At 62.9% G+C, this 19797-nt stretch carries 20 protein-coding genes; 11 read left to right on the top strand and 9 right to left on the bottom strand.

Annotated features, from left to right (window positions below; all coding sequences use genetic code 11):
* The first annotated feature begins 2 nt into the window (after positions 1–2).
* From AC2FNA_RS11075 to AC2FNA_RS11045, 7 genes are all read left to right on the top strand, one after another.
* Positions 3–1121 carry a hypothetical protein gene (locus tag AC2FNA_RS11075; protein WP_496826483.1) on the top strand — a complete coding sequence of 373 codons (1119 nt, stop codon included), beginning with the start codon at positions 3–5 and terminating at the stop codon, positions 1119–1121.
* 67 nt (positions 1122–1188) lie between these two features.
* The gene (locus AC2FNA_RS11070; RefSeq protein ID WP_496826481.1) at positions 1189–3129 is read left to right on the top strand and encodes an AAA family ATPase; all 1941 of its coding nucleotides are present in this window, start codon (positions 1189–1191) and stop codon (positions 3127–3129) included.
* Complete coding sequence (locus AC2FNA_RS11065) at positions 3122–3994, top strand: hypothetical protein (protein WP_496826479.1); 873 nt, start codon at positions 3122–3124, stop codon at positions 3992–3994. Before AC2FNA_RS11070 ends, AC2FNA_RS11065 begins: the two co-directional genes overlap by 8 nt.
* Positions 3991–5340, top strand: coding sequence for a DUF6638 family protein (locus tag AC2FNA_RS11060; protein ID WP_496826477.1), 1350 nt, complete (start codon positions 3991–3993; stop codon positions 5338–5340). The genes AC2FNA_RS11065 and AC2FNA_RS11060 overlap by 4 nt, the downstream gene beginning before the upstream one ends.
* A gap of 1 nt (position 5341) precedes the next feature.
* Positions 5342–5608, top strand: coding sequence for a hypothetical protein (locus tag AC2FNA_RS11055; RefSeq protein WP_496826475.1), 267 nt, complete (start codon positions 5342–5344; stop codon positions 5606–5608).
* 10 nt (positions 5609–5618) lie between these two features.
* On the top strand, positions 5619–6263 hold the full coding sequence (locus AC2FNA_RS11050; protein WP_234138671.1) for a DUF1523 family protein: 645 nt from the start codon (positions 5619–5621) through the stop codon (positions 6261–6263).
* A gap of 68 nt (positions 6264–6331) precedes the next feature.
* On the top strand, positions 6332–6757 hold the full coding sequence (locus AC2FNA_RS11045; protein WP_496826473.1) for a c-type cytochrome: 426 nt from the start codon (positions 6332–6334) through the stop codon (positions 6755–6757).
* 6 nt (positions 6758–6763) lie between these two features.
* Here the strand turns inward: AC2FNA_RS11045 and AC2FNA_RS11040 are convergent, their stop codons facing one another.
* Positions 6764–8341 carry a DUF5928 domain-containing protein gene (locus tag AC2FNA_RS11040; RefSeq protein WP_496826471.1) on the bottom strand — a complete coding sequence of 526 codons (1578 nt, stop codon included), beginning with the start codon at positions 8339–8341 and terminating at the stop codon, positions 6764–6766.
* 147 nt (positions 8342–8488) lie between these two features.
* Between AC2FNA_RS11040 and AC2FNA_RS11035 the strand changes: the two genes are divergently transcribed.
* Positions 8489–9307, top strand: coding sequence for a sulfotransferase family protein (locus AC2FNA_RS11035; protein ID WP_496826469.1), 819 nt, complete (start codon positions 8489–8491; stop codon positions 9305–9307).
* A gap of 218 nt (positions 9308–9525) precedes the next feature.
* Here the strand turns inward: AC2FNA_RS11035 and AC2FNA_RS11030 are convergent, their stop codons facing one another.
* Positions 9526–10494 carry a sodium-dependent bicarbonate transport family permease gene (locus AC2FNA_RS11030; RefSeq protein ID WP_496826467.1) on the bottom strand — a complete coding sequence of 323 codons (969 nt, stop codon included), beginning with the start codon at positions 10492–10494 and terminating at the stop codon, positions 9526–9528.
* A gap of 100 nt (positions 10495–10594) precedes the next feature.
* Between AC2FNA_RS11030 and AC2FNA_RS11025 the strand changes: the two genes are divergently transcribed.
* Positions 10595–11524: a hydrogen peroxide-inducible genes activator gene (locus tag AC2FNA_RS11025; RefSeq protein WP_496826465.1), complete on the top strand. Its 930-nt coding sequence runs from the start codon at positions 10595–10597 to the stop codon at positions 11522–11524.
* Between the two features lie 149 nt (positions 11525–11673).
* Here the strand turns inward: AC2FNA_RS11025 and ilvD are convergent, their stop codons facing one another.
* Positions 11674–13506, bottom strand: coding sequence for a dihydroxy-acid dehydratase (gene ilvD / locus AC2FNA_RS11020; protein WP_496826463.1), 1833 nt, complete (start codon positions 13504–13506; stop codon positions 11674–11676).
* A 178-nt stretch (positions 13507–13684) separates the two neighbouring features.
* Here ilvD and AC2FNA_RS11015 point away from each other — a divergent pair, with 178 nt between their 5' ends.
* A complete protein-coding gene (locus AC2FNA_RS11015; protein ID WP_496826461.1) occupies positions 13685–14254 on the top strand; it encodes a helix-turn-helix domain-containing protein in 570 nt (189 codons plus the stop codon).
* A gap of 26 nt (positions 14255–14280) precedes the next feature.
* On the opposite strand, the gene AC2FNA_RS11010 is transcribed toward AC2FNA_RS11015, so the two are convergent.
* Together AC2FNA_RS11010 and AC2FNA_RS11005 are read right to left on the bottom strand one after the other, a co-directional pair.
* The gene (locus AC2FNA_RS11010) at positions 14281–15048 is read right to left on the bottom strand and encodes an isocitrate lyase/PEP mutase family protein (protein WP_496826459.1); all 768 of its coding nucleotides are present in this window, start codon (positions 15046–15048) and stop codon (positions 14281–14283) included.
* Positions 15045–16118 (bottom strand): bifunctional transcriptional activator/DNA repair enzyme AdaA, encoded by a 1074-nt coding sequence (locus AC2FNA_RS11005; protein WP_496826457.1) that lies wholly within the window; start codon positions 16116–16118, stop codon positions 15045–15047. Before AC2FNA_RS11005 ends, AC2FNA_RS11010 begins: the two co-directional genes overlap by 4 nt.
* 163 nt (positions 16119–16281) lie before the next feature.
* Between AC2FNA_RS11005 and AC2FNA_RS11000 the strand changes: the two genes are divergently transcribed.
* A complete protein-coding gene (locus AC2FNA_RS11000) occupies positions 16282–16599 on the top strand; it encodes a DUF3775 domain-containing protein (protein ID WP_496826455.1) in 318 nt (105 codons plus the stop codon).
* 112 nt (positions 16600–16711) lie between these two features.
* Here AC2FNA_RS11000 and AC2FNA_RS10995 read toward each other — a convergent pair whose 3' ends face one another.
* From AC2FNA_RS10995 to AC2FNA_RS10980, 4 genes are read right to left on the bottom strand one after another with little or no spacing between them, the layout of a single operon-like run.
* Complete coding sequence (locus AC2FNA_RS10995; RefSeq protein WP_496826453.1) at positions 16712–17854, bottom strand: saccharopine dehydrogenase family protein; 1143 nt, start codon at positions 17852–17854, stop codon at positions 16712–16714.
* A 13-nt stretch (positions 17855–17867) separates the two neighbouring features.
* Positions 17868–18116, bottom strand: a complete 249-nt coding sequence (locus AC2FNA_RS10990; RefSeq protein ID WP_234144326.1) for a SemiSWEET family sugar transporter — start codon at positions 18114–18116, stop codon at positions 17868–17870.
* Positions 18116–19168, bottom strand: a complete 1053-nt coding sequence (locus AC2FNA_RS10985) for a saccharopine dehydrogenase (RefSeq protein WP_496826451.1) — start codon at positions 19166–19168, stop codon at positions 18116–18118. The genes AC2FNA_RS10990 and AC2FNA_RS10985 overlap by 1 nt, the downstream gene beginning before the upstream one ends.
* Before the next feature lie 14 nt (positions 19169–19182).
* Positions 19183–19797 (bottom strand): glutathione S-transferase family protein, encoded by a 615-nt coding sequence (locus AC2FNA_RS10980; protein WP_496826449.1) that lies wholly within the window; start codon positions 19795–19797, stop codon positions 19183–19185.

Genomic DNA, 19797 nt, shown 5'->3' with positions numbered 1-19797 from the left:
TCTTGGCCGACCCCGCCCACGATCACGTCGGCCTGACCGACACATTCGCCTCGCGCCGGTATTTCCGCAAGTTCGAGACAATTACCACCCATCTGCTGCGGGTGGCCGCCAACATGGAGGCCGAGGGCGCGATTAGCCGCGATGAGGTGCGGATTGTCTCGCGCTATATCTCCGGGCTGCTCTTCAGCTTTCGTGCGCTCAGCATGAAGTATCTGCTGGTCGGGCGCGATACGGGGCGGTTCTTCGGCTCGCTCAACATGGACAAGCGCGACAGCGGCTTTCCGGTGGCGGCCGAGTTGATGACCATGGCCAACGACGCCCAGCAGGCGGCCAGCCATCTGGCCAACATGCCGTCCGAGGCGGCGCTCAAGGACGAGATGGTCCAGACCATCCTGGGCAATCGAGAGATCCCGACCAAGCTGCAATTCGCCCTGTCGCAGCGGCTCTACTACGAGGAACTGGTCAAGGGGCAGTTGTTCTGGGTGCGCAATGACCCCGAATGCCACTGGATTTCTACCGAGGGCGAGCGGCGCCGGTTCCTGCTGCATTGGGCGGTCTATGACAGCCAGATCAACCTGCCGGTGATCTATCTGATGCGGCTGGAGGATACCGGCAAACAGGCGCTGCCCAAGGACAGCCGCCGCTGGCCCGAAGTACAGGCGCATCTGATGGCGCAGTCGCTGGCCGGGCTGAAGTTGTTGACCATCGCCAAGGGGTTTGACGAGGATTTCGACGACCTGCACCCCAAGCACCTGCGCCGCATCCACGTGGGGCCAATGTATTCCTCTGCCTATACCGAACAAACCGGCCCGCTGCGCGCGGTGCTTGAGGATGCGCAGGCGCCCGCCGGGCAGGACTGGGCGCTGGCCTGGACCAGCGAGGAGCTGGAAAGCGAGGAGGTGCGCGAGGAGCGCGCGGGTTGGTTCGGTACCGTCGAGCGCGAGGTCTTTGCGCTTGACCCGTTTGGCGGGCAGGGGGCCGAGACCGGGGCAACCCGTACCAGCCGGTCGATCATCCTGCCGCAGCGCCCGTTCCAGGTGCTGGCTGAACGCAATCCACCGGGTTTTGCCGATGTGCGCAAATTCGTGGTGAGCGAGGGCGGGCAGGTCCTGCGATATTGATTGGCCCTGCCGGGCCAAGCCTCCGGCGGGAGTATTTTGAGCAAAGTGAAGACAGGGGCGTTGTGACATGAGCCTGACATCGGACCAGATGGAACTGCGCGAAGAGGCGATCCGCGCACATTACCCGGCTGCGACCGCGCTGCTGGATGGGTTCGACCATGCGCCGCGCGTGGCGCAGGCGAGGACGCCCGTCAGGGCGGAGGAGCGCTCGCCGGGCATCCCCACGGCGCGGCGGTTCCGCTCGACTACGCCCGGTCTGGTGACGCGGCGCACCGCCCGGCCCGACGGGGTACATCTGCGCGAGCGGATCGAGGCGGCGGATGACGGCGATACGCTGGTCTCGCCGCTACAGGCCACCGTTGCGCAGGCGATCCGCCGGGCGCTGGCCATCGCGTTGGCCATGGGCGAGGGTTATGGCGAACGGACGCCGCTGGGCGATCTGAAACGCGCCAATCTGTCGGGCGACCTGCCAGTGGCGCGCAAGGGCGAGTTCACCGAATTGCTGACCGCCGAAGCGCTGGTCGTGACCCATGTGTTCGGCAATGCCCTGGCCTATCTGGTGTCGCCGCATCTGGGTGCCACCTCGGTCGAGGTTGGCGAGGTCGAGGAGTTCCTGAACGACAATGCGCAAGTGGCGCTGCACGGGGCGCTGTGGGATCTGGACCAGAAGCTGGAGCAGTTCGCGGGTGACGACGCGCAACTGATCGCCACCACCGCCGGTTTTGCCGAACAGCTGATGGCCAAGGCCGCCGCGCGCGCACAAGGCGCCGGGCATCTGGCCCCCTTCACCGGGGCCGCCTGGCATGTCGAGGCCGACGATCTGACCCTGCGGGGCTTTACCCCCTCGGCCAAGGCGCGCTCGACCAAGCTGACCATGACGTTCAAGAAACCGAACGAGGTGGTGGGCAACCATATCGCCAAATACCAGGCCATGAAGCTGGCCAAGATGCTGATGGCCTATGATTTCGAGCGCCGCCTGAACCCGTTTGCGGAACTGGGCGGCTTTATCTTCACCTTCATGGGCGATGGCAAACCGGGCACCGGCAAGACGACGCTGATCCAGATGATGGCGGGGCTGATTGACGAGTATTGCCGCAACGCGGGCTATCCGTTCCGCTATCAGAACTTTGGCATCGACAATATCGACAGCTATCAGGGCAAGTCGGGCCAGAACGCCAAGGCCTTTGTCCAGAACGTGCTCGATCCCGGCGTGATCGGGTTCGGCACCATCGACGATATCGACCAGATCGCGGGCAAGCGCGGCGACCGCCAGTCGAGCGCGGGCCAGCAGGAGGTGACGGCGGTGTTCATGGAGGCCTTTGCCGGTGCCAATACCGTGGTGCGGGGCAATTGCACCTTCGGCATGTTCTCGAACTATCCCGAGAATGTCGACGACGCCCTGCGCCAGCGGGCGGGCGCGCGGTTTCTGGTCGACGGGCCGCAGACGCGCGAGGATTACATCGACATCCTGGCCCTGCTCTTGGGCAAGCGCCACGACATCCCGCTGGGCGCGCATGACCTCTATGCCGCGCAAGAGATCAAGCGCGCGGTGGCCGCCAGTTTCGCCGCCCATGGCCGCCCGCAAGAGGCCGGGCTGGCACAGGTGTGGGAGCGGGTGGGGGCGCAGGTCGGTCCGCTCGACACCATCGCCAAGCTGGGGACGTACCTGAAAGGGATACAGGAGGCCGACGAGCGTTTTACCGGCCGTGCGATCAAGAACATCACCGACGCGGTCAAGGTGCGGGCGATGGATTTCGAACTGCCCGATGAATGGATGGAGAACCCCGACCTGTTCCTGTTCCGCGACTATGATGCAAAGCTGGCGATGATCGAGGAGCTGCGCCAGCCCATCACGGTGGACATGGTGGTGCAGGAGATCAACCGCTATGCGGATTCGGAGTTCCGTTATGCCGACAAGTCCGACGAGGTGGCCATCGACGGCATGGTGCGCGAGATGGGGCGGATGGAAGTGGCGAAGAAGCGGTATCTGGAGGGGAAGGATGGTTGAGACGGAGCGAACTGGTTTCTTTCGCCTAAACAACCCAATCATGTGGGCTTGTCTGGCTACCTTCGGCTTCGTTGTCATGATTTGGTGGTTTGCCTTCGCTCCGACTTGTAATGAAGAACTTTTCCCAAAAGGTGATTGTCCCCCAAAGTGGCATCACCTTTACATTGCTCCACCAAATGAAGTTGGCGACGCATTGGCAGGTTTGGCTGGGGTTCTCGCGTTCATTTGGCTGATAGCAACCGTCTTGCTTCAATCAGTCGAACTCAGAGAACAGCGAAAAGTCCTAGCGTTGCAGAAAGCGGAAATGGAAGAGCAGAGGAAAGCAACTCAAGACATGGCCGCTGCGCAAAGCAAGCAAGTCGAGTTAATCAGGATACAGGGACAAATCTTCGAAAAAGAACAGAAGGAGCGAGAGGAAGAGCGGGCACAGCGCCTTTTAAACCAGCGCTTGGGTCTGCTGCGAAATGTCATCTCCGATCAATGCAAGGATCTTGGTTGGTGGTACAAGCCAGAGGGAGATCTGTCTATTTCGCAATGGTCACCTGAAACCCTTTTTTCGACTGACAAAGGCTTGGTTGCCTTGCCGATAGACGAGTTTTTCTGGAAGCAATGGTTGTATATGGATCATGCGACTAATTACCTCCAATTGAATCTCCATAAGCTTTTGCAGGACAAATGTCCGTCTGCTGACAAATCCTTGCGTCTTCTGGGGTTACTGCAGCAAGTTCTGATGCTTGCGGAAGAAGTATCTCCTGATCAAAAGGAGCGCCTAGGTAAGATTGGTATCTATGGGATGCATGCGCAATTGGAAGCCCTGATGAAGCTTCCCGTATGGGGGGACATGCAAAAGGATAGGGCAACATGATCCGCCTCATCCAATCCGGCCTGATGTTTGGCAATCTCGTCCATATCTCCAGCCCCGCGCTGGTGGAGCGGTATAATCGCGCGCTCCAGCATCTGGCGGGCAAGACCACCGCGCTTACCGATTTCCATATCGACATCTCGGGCTATTCGCCCGAGATCGGGGACGAGTTGGGCGATTCGCTCTACCTCAACCCCAACGGGGTCAACCGGCAGTTCATCCTGTTGACGCCCGAGCAGAAGCGCGCGCCGCTCTTGAACGTCAAATTCTCGACCTCGCGCCCCATCCTGCGCGAGTTCATCGAGGCGAACGAGGCGCAGATCTTTGCGCTGACCGCCACCGATGCGGTGGCGGGAGAGCTGGTGAACTCGGTCTTCCGGCTGCGCTCGCCCGTCGACCTTTTCACCCTGCGCAAGATCGAGATCGAGGCCGACACCGTCGGCGGCACGCTGAAGAACGCCGACAAGCTGGCGGCGATGATCGAGAGGTTCAAGACCGAAAACGATGCCTGGTTCGACGATGTGCTGATCGCCGAGATGATCGGCATTTCGAAACAGACCGGCGATATCAGCCGCAACCCCGTGCATCTGAGCCACAAGGCGCATGAGCAGCGCAATTTCTGGACGGCGCATTTCGGCGGGCTCTACCTGTTCCCCGATGTGCAGCATCCGGCGATGATCTGCGCGGGGGAAAAGCCGCATGACGAGATGCCGGTGAAATACGTGTTCGACCTGAGCGAGCGCAACCGGATTGCCAAGTTCCTCGATTACAACAAGCTGGCCGAACCGATCGTGCGGGCGCGGGGGATGGATGCGGCGGCGGTGCTGCGGCAAAAGATGGATTTCATCGTCATCGACACCGCCGCAGGCGCTGGGCTGAACCCGGCGGGGCTGGACCGGGGCGATATGCGGCGGTTGGCGCGGATGCATGCCGACAGGCTGCCCGATGAGTATCACGGGCTGGCCGAACTGGCGCGCTGGGCCGAGAACGGTGGCGACTGGCCGCGCATCTCGGCCGATCATCCGGCCTATTTCTATGGTCTGCGCGCGGCGGATACGCCCGACCGCGATCTGGTCAACATGCTGCTGGCGGAACTGGCGCCGCTGGATGCCCGCCAGCTCTTCATCTGCCACAAGGAGCTGTTCTATCGTCTCTATGCCACCTGGAGCGAGGCCAAGAAGAGCTTCGTTGCCGATTTCCTCGCGCGCGAGTATCAGGTGGACAAGGCAGGCGCCCGTGCGGCGCTGTTCGGGCATGAGCCGGACATGGAGAGCGCAGACAGCCCGCCCGGACTGGACGAGCGGATGATCGCGCGGGTCGGCCCCTGGGGCGCGATACGGAGGAGATAGGGTGTTCGGACTTCTCAGACTTGTCGTTGTCCTGCTTGTGGTGCAGACCGTGGCTTATATCGGCCTGTCGTTCTATTCCCGGGCGGTGCGGCGCGGCAAGCTGAAGCGCTGGTGGGAGGAAAAGGGCAAGACCGGCGACAAGGAGGCCTTTGTTTCGCGCGGCCTCAGGGCTTATGACAAATCGTTTCGGCGCAAGCTGATCCTGGGGGTCTACTTCGTGCCCTGGGTGCTGATCGCAGTGCTGATCTATATCGTGAATTTCAAGTGAGGACCTGGCCATGCGCTATGTCAAATGGGTGATCATCGGGCTGTTCTGGCTCAGCGTCGCCGCCTTCTTGCACTATACGTTGCCGCAGCGCGATATCGTGCGCATCGTCAACACCTATGAGGAACGGCAGGAGCTGAACGACTGGACCCGCATCTTCTGGTCGCGGCCCGACGACCAGTCGGTGGCGATCATCAACCGCGATGTCCAGTTCATCCAGGGGGTGACACCCGAAGGCCGACCGCGTGTCTATCGCAACGAGGATACCAGCTGGAGCTGGCCGCCCTATTTCAAGTTCGACACCGCAAATCTCTATACCGAGGCGAATGACGCGATTTCGTCAAAGGACAAACCTGAATGGGTAGCGGTCACCCATTACGGCTGGCGAAATGAATTCCTGTCGATCTTTCCCAACGCGGTCGCAATCAAGCCGGTCGCGGGGCCGGATGTCCGCCTGATCCCCTGGCTGAACATCATCATCCTGATCCTGCTGGCGGCGCTGGTCTGGGCGATCTGGGTTCGCTGGCGCCGGTTCCGGCAGCGGCGCATCGATCCGGTGATAGAGGATGTCGAAGACAGCCTCTATGCTGCCGGCGAGGCGATCGAAGAGCGTCGGGGGCGGTTCCGGCGCTGGCTGGACAGCTGGAAATCGAAATAGAACTTCACGCTTGACCTTTCACTGGCTGGAACCTTCCGAAGCGGGTCACGCATCCTGGGGAGCATGAAGTGAATCGCGCTGTCATCATCATTCTGGCCGTGGCCGTCGCCGTGGCGGCATATGTCTTGTATCCGCGATCAAAGGCGGTCGAACCGGTCGCCTCGAATACAGGGGTGGCCTTGGTGTCTGTGGCCTTGCCGCAGAGCCTGTCAGAGAATGCGCGGATCGGTGCCCGGGTGTACGAGGCAAAATGTCTTGTCTGCCACGGTCCCAACGCAGAGGGGCAGGATGGGGTCGCACCGCCCTTGGTGCACAAGATCTACGAGCCGTCGCATCATGGAGATGAGGCGTTTCAGCGTGCGGTTTCTCAAGGTGTGCGCGCGCATCACTGGCGGTTTGGGGATATGCCCCCGGTTCAGGGCCTTAGCCGGGCCGATGTTGCAATGATCATCAGCTATGTTCGCGAGCTTCAGGTTGCGAATGGCATCCGCTGAGATGGTTCAATCGGCAAAAAGATGGTCGGTCTGGGTGATCCGCAACGCCTGATCCCAGGGGATCGACAGGAACTCGGCCACCTTGTCGGCGTTCTCTTCCGGGGTAGAGGTCTGGTGAACCCGGCCATATCGGGCAAAGCCGGCATCGCGGATGCGGTCCGCCTCATAGGTCATTTCGTTGCGAATGGTGGGCAGCAATCGTTCAAGCGTCGCCTTGGGCGTGCGCTCGCCGGCGAGCCCCACCCGATAGGAATGGCCGATCAGGTAGTCGTCGGTGAACTGGCATTCGACTTCGAGCATCCGGGTCACCGAGCGGTCGGAAAAGAAATCGTGCATAAGATCGAGGTTTGAGGGATCTAGGCAGATCACCAGTCGATCGGTCTCGAAATACTCGAACAGCATTCGCATCAGGGCGCGGCGGTGCCGGGTCCGTTTCTCCAGAGTTGCCTGAATGCCGCCCAGGTCAGGTAGCGGTGTGCTTTCCTCGTTGAACAGGTATTCGATGGTGGGCACGTTGGTAACTTGCCGGATCTGTTCCAGCAACCGCTTGGCCACGTGCCATTTCTTGCACACCACGATCATCAGTTCGCGTTCGCGCCCCAGCGTGCTTTCGGTCTCCCAGAACCGCATGGCGAAGCGGCGCCCGATCCGGCCGCGTCCGGTCAGGAACTTGTAGAGGTTGCGCCCCTCGTTCGAGATCTGGAACTGCACCCCATGCGCGGCATAGAGCCGGCCCAAACGCGCCTTCAGCTCCTTCGCCTCGGGGCTGATCTTGCGGGCGAACAGAAAATCCTGGCTAAGCAGCAGGTCGTAATGGTCGTTGTAGAAACTGACCGGCATGCCGTAATCCGAGAACATCAGAAAGGTCAGCGTGCGCGGGTCGATCTCGTGTTCGGGGATCAGGTGCCGGACCAGAGTCTGGAAAAAGGTCTCGTCCGGGATCCAAGTGGTGGCAAAAAATCGCATCACGTCGCGGCGCTTGCGGGTGAACTCGAGGATCCATTCGATCGTCCGGCGGCGCAGGCACCACCATTGACTGCCGATCATCACTTGGATGTCGCCTGGAATTTTGCGCGTCAGTCCGAACCGTTTCTGTGCCTCAAACATGGTGTAGAACAAGCGTTTCTGGGTGCGCTCGTTGAACCAGTGGCGATAGATCAGTCGCTCTTCCTTCCAGCCGGTCTTGATCCAGTCGCTTTCGAAATAATCGAAACTTTCGATATAGTCCTTGTCCTCAGCGTCCAGAAAGCTGTGGGCGTATTCGGCGGTCTTGATCGCCATGCAGTCGCCCGACAGCATGTAGAAATGGGTGGCTCGGGGAAACTCCTCGACAGCGGCCTCGATGGCGTTGAGCGTGGCCTGCACCAGCGACCATTCCCCCCAGCCGCATTTGATGCGGCGCCGGGCAAAGGTGACGTTCGGGTTGTCGGACAGCGCGCTACGGATACGGGCATAGTCTGCCTTGCGCGCGCTGGCGTCGAAATGGATCGACATGTAGTCGCCTGCGGCGGTCAGCCGCTCTGCCTGCATGATGATCGCATCCGGATCCTTGTGGCACAGGAGAATATAGGCGATTTTTGCCATATCGGAAACGATCGGTCCCTGTTTCTGCTCTTTGTCTACCCTGATAAAGGTGAAGGCCGATTGAATAAACAGAGTTTATTTGTTTTTTTGGTGCGCAAAGACGCCTGAAGCCAGACTATGGCGGAACAGGCAAAGGAGGCAAGGCAGATGGGTTTTCCCGGCACTTGGATGACGGAAAGTGAAAGCGTGGTCTATCGGGTGGTGCCGAAATGCGCCTGCTCGACCATCGGACAGATCATGTACTACTCGGATCATGGCGCGTTCTTCGATGGCGACATCCACGATGCGCAGGCCGGGTTGCACAAGTGGGCGCTCGAGGCCAGCCAGGGGCCGATCACCCGTAATGTAAAGGCGCACAGGTCCTATTCGTTCACCTGCGTGCGCAATCCCTATACCCGTATCCTCAGTTCGTTCTTCGACAAGATCTGCGGCATCCAGCGCAACGGCAAGCGCTATCGCGGCAATCTGGTGCCGATGCTGGTCTATAAGTACGGTGTCGAGGTCGGTGGCGAAGACGGCAAACAGGAGTTTGACCAGATCGCCAGTTTCCGCCGGTTCCTGCTGTTCGCGCGCGACACCATCCGCTGGCGGCGGCCGATGGACCCGGACATTCACTGGTCAGCCATGTCGGGCCATATCTCGACCTTCATCTGCAATGGCGGTCGCTACGACAAGATCTTCTGGACCGAGGCGTTCAATGACGGCATGCAGGAGGTGCTCGACAATATCGAGACGCCGCACAAGGTCAGGCTCGACAAGATCCCCCGCTTCAACGAGAGCGAGGGGCACGGACCAAAACGGCTTCATCCGGTCGAGGATTACTTCGACGATCTGTCGAAACACCTGGTCTACGAAATCTACAAGCGTGATTTCGACCTGTTCAAATACGATTTCGAGAACCCGGCCAACAAGATGCCAATCGACGAGATCGACCTGGACGAGGTGCACGCCAAGCTGGGCGAATAGGGCGTCGACCACGACCCCGCCCAGTTCCGCAGGGTTCTATCCGCGGTGCAGGTTGCTGGCGCGCGATCTATTGCGTTCGCGGTCTGCTGTCCTGTGACAATGGCCTCGACGATGCGGCCTGCGAGATAGTCAGTGCGAACAGCGAGCGGGTCGCGACCGCTTTGACGGGGCGGGCGCTGCTGTTCAGCCAAAGTCGGAACAGCAGCGCCCGATATGGGTCAGTTGACGCCGGCCAGCCACAAATAAAGCGGCAGGCCCAGCGTGACGTTGAAGGGAAAGGTCACCCCCAGAGACAGGGTCAGATAGACACCGCTTTCGGCGCGGGGCAGAGCGATCCGCATCGCGGCAGGCACCGCGATATACGAGGCCGAGGCCGCCAGCACCATCAGCAGGAACAGGCCGCCCGGCGACAGCGGGATCAGCTGACCCAGACCAAGCGCCAGCAGGCTGGACAGGACCGGCATCAGCAGACCGAAGGCAAACAGGCCGGGCGTCAGCAGCGCCCGGTTGCGCAGCAGGCTGCGCCCGGCGGACAGGCCCATATCCAGCAGGAAAAGGCACAGCACACCGGTGAACGGGGTGACGATGAAGGGGGCGATGGTATCCATCCCGTCGCCGCCGGTGGTCGCGCCGATGACAAATGCGCCTAGCAGAAGCACGATCGAGCCATTGGCCAGCAGGTCGCGCCACAGGTGATCGGTGCCTTCGGTCCGGGCGCCGCCCCGATGCGCCAGCCACAGCGCCGACAGGATCGCGGGCACCTCCATCGCGGCGGCCACCGCGATCATGTAGCCCTCGTAGCTGTAGCCGCCCAGCTCCAGCAGGCTGGTGGCGGTGACAAAGGTGACGATCGAGATCGACCCGTAATGCCCCGCCACGGCGGCGGCGTTCATCGGGTCGAGCCGGGTCATCGCCCGCAACAGCAGATAGGCGGCAAAGGGCAGCGCAAAGGACAATGCGACACCGGCACCGATGGCCGCGAAGAGGTCGGCGTGAATGCCATGCTCCGCCAGGCTGGCGCCGCCTTTGAAGCCGATGGCCATCAGCAGATAGATCGACATCAGCTTGGCCGCGCCTTCGGGGATCGACAGGTCGCTTCGGGCGAAGGCGGCGATCAGGCCAAGGGCGAAAAACAGGATGGTGGGGGTCATCAGATTGACGGTCAGGCTGTCGAGGATGAGGGGCATGAGAGGTCCTTGGTTTCGTGCGTTCGCGTCTCATCGCTTGCCTTCACGGATAAGGCTAATACATGATGCCAGTGATATTCATAGTTTCAGGCTATCTGTCATGCGCCCCTCTCTGCGTCAGCTCGAATACATCGTCGCCGTTGACCGGCTTGGCCGGTTCGGCCTTGCCGCCTCGGCGCTCAACGTCAGCCAGCCGAGCCTTTCGGCTCAGATCGCCGAGGTCGAGGCCGAGCTTGGCCTGCGGCTGTTCCATCGCAGCCGTACAGGCGTGGTTGCGACGGCGCAGGGGGCCGAGCTGATCCGCCGCGCCCGACGTATCCTGCGCGAGATGGAGGACCTGCGCGCCGCTGCGTCGGGTGGGGTTCCCTTTGGAGGGCGGTTGCGTCTGGGCGTGCTGCCGTCGATCGGCCCTTATCTGTTACCCGGCGTGGTCAGCGCCCTGCATCGCAACCACCCTGAACTGCGGATCCTGGTGCGCGAGGAAAGCACGCAGTGGCTGGAACAGGGGCTGAAGGCGGGGCGGTTCGATCTGATCATCTCGACGCCCGAGGATCATCCCGGCACGGTGCAGACACGGCTGTTTTCCGAGCGGCTCTGGATCGCGGTGGCGCGCGATGATGCGCTGGCGCAAGGCTCGGGCCCTGTGCGCGCGGGTGATCTGCGCGGGCGGATGTTCCTGACGCTTGATCGGGGTCACCGCCTGTCGCGCATCGTCTATGCGCTGGCCTCGGAATGCGGCGGCGTGGTGTCCGAGGAATACGAGGGCACCAGTCTGGATGGAATCCGGCTGATGGCGGCGTCGGGCGCGGGAGTGGCGATCCTGCCCGAGGTCTATGTGCGCCGGCAGGGCGAGGCCGGGCATGAAACGGTGCTGCGTCCCCTGGTGGCGGCGCAGGCAAGCCGGGATATTGCGCTGTTGCAACTGGGTGGTGGCGAGGAAATGGCGGGCACCGACCTGATCGCAGGCGCCTTGCGGCAGGGTGCAGAGGCCTTGGGGATCTCGGCGGACAGGGCTGAGGACGAAAGCTGAAAACGGGCCCCTTCCGCCCGTCGTCGATATATCTGGCGAAATACCTCCTCCCGTTGGGCCGGGCGCCGCGCCAATGGCGCGGCGCCCGCATCGCCAGATTGCAGGCGAGGACGCCCGCCAGGGCGGACCGAGCCGCCCCTTGAGAGAGGTCAGACTTGACGCACCGCGCCCTTGGCGGCGCTGGTGGTCAGCTTGGCATAGGCCTTGAGCGCGGTCGACACCTTGCGCTTGCGCGGTTTGGCCGGGTGCCACCCCTTGGCCTCTTGCGCGGTGCGGCGCGCGGCCAGCACCTCGTCGGACACTGCCAGATGAATGCGGCGGTTGGGAATGTCGATCTCGATCCGGTCGCCGTCCTCGACCAGACCGATGGTGCCGCCCTCGGCCGCCTCTGGCGAGACGTGACCGATGGACAGCCCCGAGGTGCCGCCCGAGAAGCGTCCGTCGGTCAGCAGCGCGCACGCTTTGCCGAGCCCTTTCGACTTCAGATAGGAGGTCGGGTAAAGCATCTCCTGCATGCCCGGCCCGCCGCGCGGCCCCTCATAGCGGATCACCACAACGTCGCCTTCCTTGACCTTGCCGGTCAGGATGTTGTTGACCGCGTCGTCCTGGCTCTCGCAGACATGGGCGGTGCCGGTGAATTGCAGGATCGAGGCGTCCACGCCGGCGGTTTTCACGATACAGCCATCCTCGGCGATATTGCCGAACAGGACCGCAAGCCCGCCATCCTGGCTGAAGGCGTGCTCCTTCGAGCGGATCACGCCGCCTTCGCGATCGGTATCCAGCTCCTTGTAACGGTTCGACTGGCTAAAGGCCTGGGTGGTGCGTACGCCGCCGGGCGCGGCCTTGAACAAGCTCTCGGCCTCGGGGTTGTTGGCGACCTTGATATCCCATTTCGCAATCGCCTCGCCCATCGAGGCCGAATGCACCGTGCCGCAATCGTCATGCAGCAGCCCGGCGCGGCTCAGCTCTCCCAGGATCGAAAAGATGCCGCCCGCGCGGTGCACATCCTCCATATGGACGTTTGCGGTATTGGGCGCGACCTTGCACAGGCAGGGCACCTTGCGGCTGAGGCGGTCCATGTCGGACATGGTGAAATCCACCTCGCCCTCATGGGCGATGGCGAGCAGGTGCAGCACGGTATTGGTCGAGCCGCCCATTGCGATATCCAGGCTCATCGCGTTTTCAAACGCCTCGAACGTCGCGATTTCGCGCGGCAGCAAGCCCTTCTCCTCGCCCTCGTAATGACGTTTGGTGATCTCCACGATGCGACGACCTGCCTCGAGGAACAGCGCCTTGCGGTCCGAATGGGTGGCGAGCGTTGAGCCATTGCCCGGCAGCGCCAGCCCCAGCGCCTCGGCCAGGCAGTTCATCGAGTTGGCGGTGAACATGCCCGAACAGGATCCGCAGGTGGGGCAGGCGTTTTCCTCGATATGCTGCACCTGTTCGTCGGTGAACTTGTCATTGGCGGCGGCGACCATGGCGTCGACCAGGTCGATCTTGGTCATTTCCAGATCGGCGATGTCGATCTTGCCCGCCTCCATCGGTCCGCCCGAGACAAAGATGCAGGGAATGTTGAGCCGCATCGCCGCCATCAGCATGCCCGGCGTGATCTTGTCGCAATTCGAGATACAGACCATCGCGTCCGCGCAATGGGCGTTGACCATGTATTCGACACTGTCGGCGATCACCTCGCGCGAGGGCAGCGAATAAAGCATGCCGTCATGGCCCATGGCGATGCCATCATCCACCGCGATGGTGTTGAATTCCTTGGCGACGCCGCCGGCGGCCTCGACCTCGCGGGCGACCATCTGGCCCAGGTCCTTCAGGTGCACGTGCCCCGGCACGAACTGGGTGAAGGAATTGACGATGGCGATGATCGGCTTGCCGAAATCGCTGTCGGTCATGCCGGTCGCGCGCCAGAGCCCGCGCGCGCCAGCCATGTTGCGTCCATGGGTCGAGGTTCTGGATCGGTACATTGGCATCTTGCTGTTTCCCTTTTGCCCGCAGCGGGCGGTTGATCTGGGTCGGCGCGCTTGGGTCGCGCCGGTTGATTTTGCCTTGCCCGCCCCTGCCTGACCCTTGTCTGACCGGGGCGGACGTTATAGCGTACGCTACAGCATGGGCGTTATAACGCACAAGAGTATTTGCGGGGCACGAGGCATGCAGCCGGACGAAACAACCCTGAAACTGCGCGAGGTGCGGGCGGCGGCGGGCCTGAGCCTGGCCAAGGTGGCCGAGCTGACCGGAGTCAGCAAGGCGATGCTGGGCCAGATCGAGCGTGGCGAATCAAGCCCCACCATCGCCACGCTGTGGAAGATCGCCAAAGGCTTCCAGATGCCGCTGAGCGCGCTGCTCGGCCCTGCCGCGCTGCGCGATCCGCATGATGCTCGGCTGTTCCGCACCGTGACCTTTCCCGGCAGTATCGAGGTCAAGATCGTGTTTCCCTTTGACCCGCTGTTGGGGGCCGAGACCTTTCACGTCGCCCTGAGGCCCGATCAATGCCACCAAAGCGCCGCTCATGCCGCCGGTGTCACCGAAGAGGTGTTCGTATTGCAGGGCGCGCTTGAGGTTCTGCGCGAGGGCGACTGGGTGCCGCTGGCGGCGGGGCAGGGGCTGCGCTTTGCCGCCGACCTGCCGCATGGTTATCGGGCCGGACCTGCGGGCGCGGCCTTTCTGAACATGCATCACTATCCACGCGAGGTCCCTACAACGGCGCCGGTGCCGGGCTGATCCCCCTTAGGGTGCAGGCAGCGATATCAGAACCGAAGGGCGACCTCCGCCGCGCGGGTCAGTTCGGCCATCGTCATGACCCATGGGGCAGGACCGTGGCTAATTCGAGCGACACCCAGTGCTGCCAGTTGCGCGTAGTCGGGGGTCTTGCCGGTTTGCATGATGTTCACCGGCAGCGAGACTGCGGCACAGATTTCTCCGATCAGGTCCGGAGTGCCCAGCCCGGGCAGGAACAGCCCGTTCGCGCCGGCCTCGGCATAGGCGCGGGCACGAGTCAGCGCCTCATCCATCAGATCGGGATGATCCTCGGGTGCGTTGCCCTGAAAGAACACGTCCGAGCGGGCATTGATGAACAGCGGAACACCCGTCGCCTCTGCCGCGCGACGCAGTGCGGTCAGGCGTGCGGCCTGCTCGGATACGGGTAGCAAACCCCGATCCCCGATGATGCGATCCTCGAAATTCACTCCGATCGCGCCGGTGGCGATAACGCGTTCCGTATTGGTGGCGAGGTCGCCGTGGCGGTTGGCAAAACCTGCCTCGAAATCGAAGCTCACCGGCAACTCGACCCGACTTGCAATGCGGGACAGGATTTGCAGCGCGAATTCCAGCGGCATTTGCTGCCCGTCGGCATAACCCTGCGCGGCTGCCAGCGACCAGCTACCGGTGGCGATCGCACGTGCGCCCGCCTTGGCGATCGCCTGCGCGCTGCCTGCATCCCAGGCGTTGTAGAGGATCAGCGGTTGCCCGGGCCGGTGCATCGCGGCAAAGGATTGGGCAAGGGCGATCTGGTTCATGCGCATGTCCTTTCGGTCTGGGCATAGGTCCGTTCAAGTTCGATCAGGCGCTGTTTGCGCCATAGGCCGCCACCATATCCGGTGAGCGCCCCGTCTGCGCCCAGAACGCGGTGACAGGGGATCACGATCGCGATCTGATTGGCGCCGTTGGCGCGCGCGACTGCCCGGACCGCCTCGGGTCGGCCCAATCGGCGGGCCAGATCGGAATAGGAGATCGTGCTGCCGGCGGGCAGCGACTGCAAAGCCTGCCAGACCCGGCGGGTAAAGAGTGTGCCGTGCAAGGCCAGGTCAAGGGTGAACCGGGAGCGTTGCCCTGCCAGGAACTCGGTCAGTTGTGCCTGGGCCAGGTCGATGGGTGGCAATCGACCAAAGCCCAGATCGCCCTTGCAACTGGCGTGCAGGCGCTTCAGCTCGGTTGGCAGGGCCTTGCGATCGGCGAATTCCAGCAGATGCAGGTGGGTGCGGTCGCTGACCGCGATCATCGGGCCCAGGGGGGTGTCGAACCAGTCGGCCTGGAGCATTGCATTGGCGCGAAAGCTGCCCGGTGGCAGGCCAAGATGCCGTGCAAACGCCGCGCGAAAAGCGGCGGGCGAGTCGTATCCGGCCTCAAGCTGTGCATCGATCACGCGACCACCCTGCGCCAGCGTGGTCAACCCCGCCTGCAAGCGTGCTTGCCGCGCCATATCGAGGAAAGTCTGGCCGAACTGCCGCTTGAAACTGCGCCGCACGGTCGAGGGGTCGAGGCCCATCTCGGTCAGATCCCCCTCGGTCCAGCGTCGCGCCGGGTCGGTCTCGAGCGCGGTGAGCAGGCGGGCTACCAAAGGGTCGCCCGCACCCTCGGGCCGCAGCGGCCGGCATCGCAGGCAAGGGCGGTATCCGGCGGCGAGACAGGCCGCCACCGTGGGCAGGAAGCGACAATTCTCACGCTTTGGTTTGCGCGCCGGGCAGGTCAGCCGGCAGAAGATACCGGTCGAGGTGACGCCCACATAGGCGCGACCGTCCCAGGCGGGATCGCGCGCCATGAGTGCGCTATACAGTGTGTCGTCGTCGGGCAGCAGCAGATCGGTCATGTTCCGAACCTAACGCAAGAGCTGCGTCGGGGTCGCCGGAAATCGGGCGCCTATTACAATTCTCTCGCGCCCTCTGGCGTGCGGCCAAGTTTGCGTAAGATCAAAGACGCGATGGCCGTTGCCTGTTTGATGGAAACAGGACACGCGAACAGGAGTTGGCAGAATGTTGGAGATTTCCGCACGCAAGGTGGCGCAGGTGGCGATGATGGCGCGAGAGCTGAGCCGGGCTGAGGGAGAGCTGCGCGCCTTTATCGACCGGATGAGCGAGGACGAACAAGCAGAGTTGGTCGCGATCATGTGGATCGGACGCGGCAGTTTCGAGGCCGAGGAACTGGGGGAGGCGATCGAGACCGCCAAGGCCGAGGCAACCACCCCCTGCGCCGACTATCTGCTGGGTTCGCCGCATCTGTCGGATCATCTGGAAAACGGGCTGGATGCACTGGGCATCTCGGCAGAGGATGTGGAAAACGATCTGATGTAAGAGTTGGCTGAGGGGGCGGGGGCTCTGCCCCCAGCCTACAAAATTCGTCGAATTTTGTAGGCTCCCCCGGAGTATTTTTGCGCGAAATGAAGGGGAGGACGCAGCGCCCCGCTCAGGCGGTGTGATCGACGATTTGCAGGTGCTGCGCCAGCTTGCCTACTTCTCCCATCCAGCGTTGGGTCAGCTTCGGGTCGCTTGAGGCAGCATGAACGCCTGCCGTGATCTCGCGGTTTAGAACCGCCTCGACCGCAAGCGAGACCGGGATCGAGACCAGCCGCGCCATGGCAGTGCCGCGCGCGTCGCCCCAGGCATCCATCACATAGGATTTGTGCCAGACTTCGCGCCCGTCCTTCTCTGCCTTCAGGCCGACGCAGAGAACGACCCGGTCGGGTTCGCCTTCGTCATAGGCGTTCTCGGTCCAGAACTGGTCGGACATCTCCTTGAGTCGAGCGTCGCCCTCGGGGCCTTTCAGCGTCTCGATTTCACGGAACACATCGCCCCAGGCGTCGGCCCAACCATTCAGCCGCAGGGTGCCGCGCACGAATTCCTTGACCGGCCAATGCTCCTCGAAGTGGTACTGGCCCATGAAGGGCAGCGAGTCGCGGTTGGGATAGACCTCGAAGCTTTCAGGCGTGGGCAGTGGCGCGGTATAGCTACTGATCGCATCCCAAGGCCGCGCCACATCCAGCGGGGCATAGTCGCGGATAGAGCGCGAGGGCGAGCGCAGAGCCTTCAACACGCCTAGCGGTGACCAGCTGAACTTATAGCGGAAGGGGTTGGGATGTTTCGGGATACCGCCACAATAGGAGATGAAGCTCAGATGATTCTGGGCGTCGAACGCGTCAGAGGCGCGGTAATCGGCCACCAGCTCATGCGCCATCAGGTGGTCGATGCCGGGATCAAGGCCGATCTCGTTCACCAGGCTCACACCGGCGGCGCGGGCGCGGTCGTCCAGCGCGCGCATCTCGGGCGAGATGTAGGAGGACGAAACGAAATGCGCACCCTTGGTGATCGCAAGTTCGGCCAGTGGCACGTGCCAGTCGCCCGGTAGCATCGAGACCACCACGTCGCCCTTTGCCAGCACCGCGCCAAGCGCGTCGATGTCAAAGGCGCGAATGTCGTTGGTCAGGTCGCCCAGCTCGGCTCGGGCCTTTTCGACTGTTCGATTCCAGACGGTGACGGGATGGCCCGCCTCGATCAGGCGGCGCAGGCCGGGAATGGCCGACAGGCCGGTGCCACACCAATGGATGGTCATGAGGGTTTCTCCCTTATCCGAATTTCAACTTGGCGGTGATGATCGACAGAACGATCACCGCGGCGCAGGCATTGGCGACGATCAACGGCAAGTCACCGACCATCAGCCCATAGAGCAACCAAAGCGACACTGTCATCAGAAACAGCAGGTTCGAAGGCAGCGACAGACCGGCGGTGTTGCGGCTGGACCAGGCTTTCCAGGCCTGCGGGATCCAGCAGATGGTGCCCAACGTACCGGCCAGAAATCCGAGATAGATTTCCATCATCCCTCCAGATGGTCAAGGAAGGTGGCCCGTGCCCGTCCCCAGACCCCTGTTTCCAGGTCAGTCAGCGTCAGCAGCGAGGGCAGGAGTTGCTCGGCATAGTCCTCGCTGCTTTCGACCGGCAGCATCGAGGGCAGGTTGTCGATCGCCATCACGTCAAGCACTGGGTTGTCTGCTACCCGCAGCACCGGAGCGTCCCAGCTGGTGGCGCGATCATAGACCGGGACCGGGTTGTAGTCGCTATCGGGGTCGCAGGCCACGTCGCCGATGGCGGTCAGGGCGCGGGGTGCGCTCAGCGCCGAGCGCGGCACAAAGACCGGCGTGCCGGGGCGGGCGAAGATGCAGTTGAGGAATATGTCATGGGCGAGAATCTCGGGGAACGGTCCTCCGCTGGCGGTTTCGGCCATGTCCCATTTGGTGACATCGACCCCCATCGCGGTGCAGAGATCGGCCGCACCCGCGCCGACCCGGCCAAGCGCGCCGATCACGATGGCACGGGGGTGCGGCGCGCCGGTGGCGTCGAGTTCAGCGGCGAGCGCCGCGTTCAGCGCATCCTTGCTGGGATAGACGCCGACAGGGCCGCAAATGCCGTCTTGCTGCTGCGCGGCCCAGGCCTTGAGCGTGACCGCCGCGCCCGCATAGCCGGCCCAATAGCCAAATGCCGCTACCCGGCGACCCGTCTCGTCCACCAGGTATTCCAGATCGTATAGCGTGCCACCCCCGGCCTTGAACCGCTCAAGCAACCGGCGGCCCGAATGCTGCCCCTTGAAGGCATGGCCGAACATGATGTGGCGGTGCGGCAGGGGCGTGCCGTCCTCGGGCAACTCCTTGAGCCCAAAGATGATGGCGTCGCGCGGGGCCTCCGGCCAGCTGTTCTCGAGCGCGATCTCACATCCAGCCTCGTGGTACCCATTCAGACCAATGGCGCGAACCGAGCTTTCCTCGACCGTGACCCGGATACCGGCGGCGATCAGGGTGGCGGCGCCTTCGGGGGTCAGGCCGACCCGTTCCTCGTTGGGGCGCTGTTCGGCCCGGACCCAGAGATGCGTCATGTCTTGTCCTTTGTTCAAAGCAGACCGGCGGCCTTGACGGCCTGGACCGAGGCGCGCGCCTCCATCGCGGCGCGGAAGGCGCGGATTTTCGGGAACGGCTCCAGATCGACACCGTCGCCCTCGAGCCAGCTGGTTACCACGTAGAGATAACAATCAGCGATGCTGAGCGCCTCGCCCAGCACGAAGGGGCCGCGCAGGCCGTTCGCCTCGACATAGGCGGCCGAGGCGGTCATCGTCTGGGGCACCTTGGCGCGCATGTCGGCCCAACTGCTCTCCTGATCGGCCCAGCGGGCACCGCGCATCTTGTGGGCGTGGTTCACATGCATGGTGGAGGCAAGGTAATACATCACCTCGCGCATGCGGGCACGCAGCAGCGGATCGGCGGGGACCAGCCCCTTGTCGGGCGCGCTGTCGGCGATGAATTCTAGCAGCGCCCCGGTCTCGGTCAGGATGCCGCCCGGCACAGCCAGCGCCGGCACCCGGCCCTTGGGGTTGATCTGGTGGTAGGCGGGTTTGGTCTGTTCGGCTGCGCGAAAGTCGAGCCGTACCTTCTCATGCTCGATCCCCGCCTCGTGAAGCGCGATGGCGACGGCCACGGAAATGGTGCCGGGCGCACAATAAAGCTGCAT

This window comes from Ruegeria sp. YKSD163 (assembly GCF_059612905.1).
The sequence above is the reverse complement of the archived record's forward strand: the minus strand, read 5'-3'. Positions and strand labels throughout refer to the sequence as shown.

Coding starts and splice junctions, on each gene's coding strand:
- AC2FNA_RS10980 (WP_496826449.1), bottom strand. CDS start 19,797: ATGCAGCTTTATTGTGCGCCCGGCACCATTTCCGTGGCCGTCGCCATC.
- AC2FNA_RS11065 (WP_496826479.1), top strand. CDS start 3,122: ATGGTTGAGACGGAGCGAACTGGTTTCTTTCGCCTAAACAACCCAATC.
- AC2FNA_RS11030 (WP_496826467.1), bottom strand. CDS start 10,494: ATGCCCCTCATCCTCGACAGCCTGACCGTCAATCTGATGACCCCCACC.
- AC2FNA_RS10990 (WP_234144326.1), bottom strand. CDS start 18,116: ATGGAAATCTATCTCGGATTTCTGGCCGGTACGTTGGGCACCATCTGC.
- AC2FNA_RS11050 (WP_234138671.1), top strand. CDS start 5,619: ATGCGCTATGTCAAATGGGTGATCATCGGGCTGTTCTGGCTCAGCGTC.
- AC2FNA_RS11015 (WP_496826461.1), top strand. CDS start 13,685: ATGCAGCCGGACGAAACAACCCTGAAACTGCGCGAGGTGCGGGCGGCG.
- AC2FNA_RS11010 (WP_496826459.1), bottom strand. CDS start 15,048: ATGAACCAGATCGCCCTTGCCCAATCCTTTGCCGCGATGCACCGGCCC.
- AC2FNA_RS11040 (WP_496826471.1), bottom strand. CDS start 8,341: ATGGCAAAAATCGCCTATATTCTCCTGTGCCACAAGGATCCGGATGCG.
- AC2FNA_RS11000 (WP_496826455.1), top strand. CDS start 16,282: ATGTTGGAGATTTCCGCACGCAAGGTGGCGCAGGTGGCGATGATGGCG.
- AC2FNA_RS11005 (WP_496826457.1), bottom strand. CDS start 16,118: ATGACCGATCTGCTGCTGCCCGACGACGACACACTGTATAGCGCACTC.
- AC2FNA_RS11035 (WP_496826469.1), top strand. CDS start 8,489: ATGGGTTTTCCCGGCACTTGGATGACGGAAAGTGAAAGCGTGGTCTAT.
- AC2FNA_RS11070 (WP_496826481.1), top strand. CDS start 1,189: ATGAGCCTGACATCGGACCAGATGGAACTGCGCGAAGAGGCGATCCGC.
- AC2FNA_RS11025 (WP_496826465.1), top strand. CDS start 10,595: ATGCGCCCCTCTCTGCGTCAGCTCGAATACATCGTCGCCGTTGACCGG.
- AC2FNA_RS10985 (WP_496826451.1), bottom strand. CDS start 19,168: ATGACGCATCTCTGGGTCCGGGCCGAACAGCGCCCCAACGAGGAACGG.
- AC2FNA_RS10995 (WP_496826453.1), bottom strand. CDS start 17,854: ATGACCATCCATTGGTGTGGCACCGGCCTGTCGGCCATTCCCGGCCTG.
- ilvD (WP_496826463.1), bottom strand. CDS start 13,506: ATGCCAATGTACCGATCCAGAACCTCGACCCATGGACGCAACATGGCT.
- AC2FNA_RS11060 (WP_496826477.1), top strand. CDS start 3,991: ATGATCCGCCTCATCCAATCCGGCCTGATGTTTGGCAATCTCGTCCAT.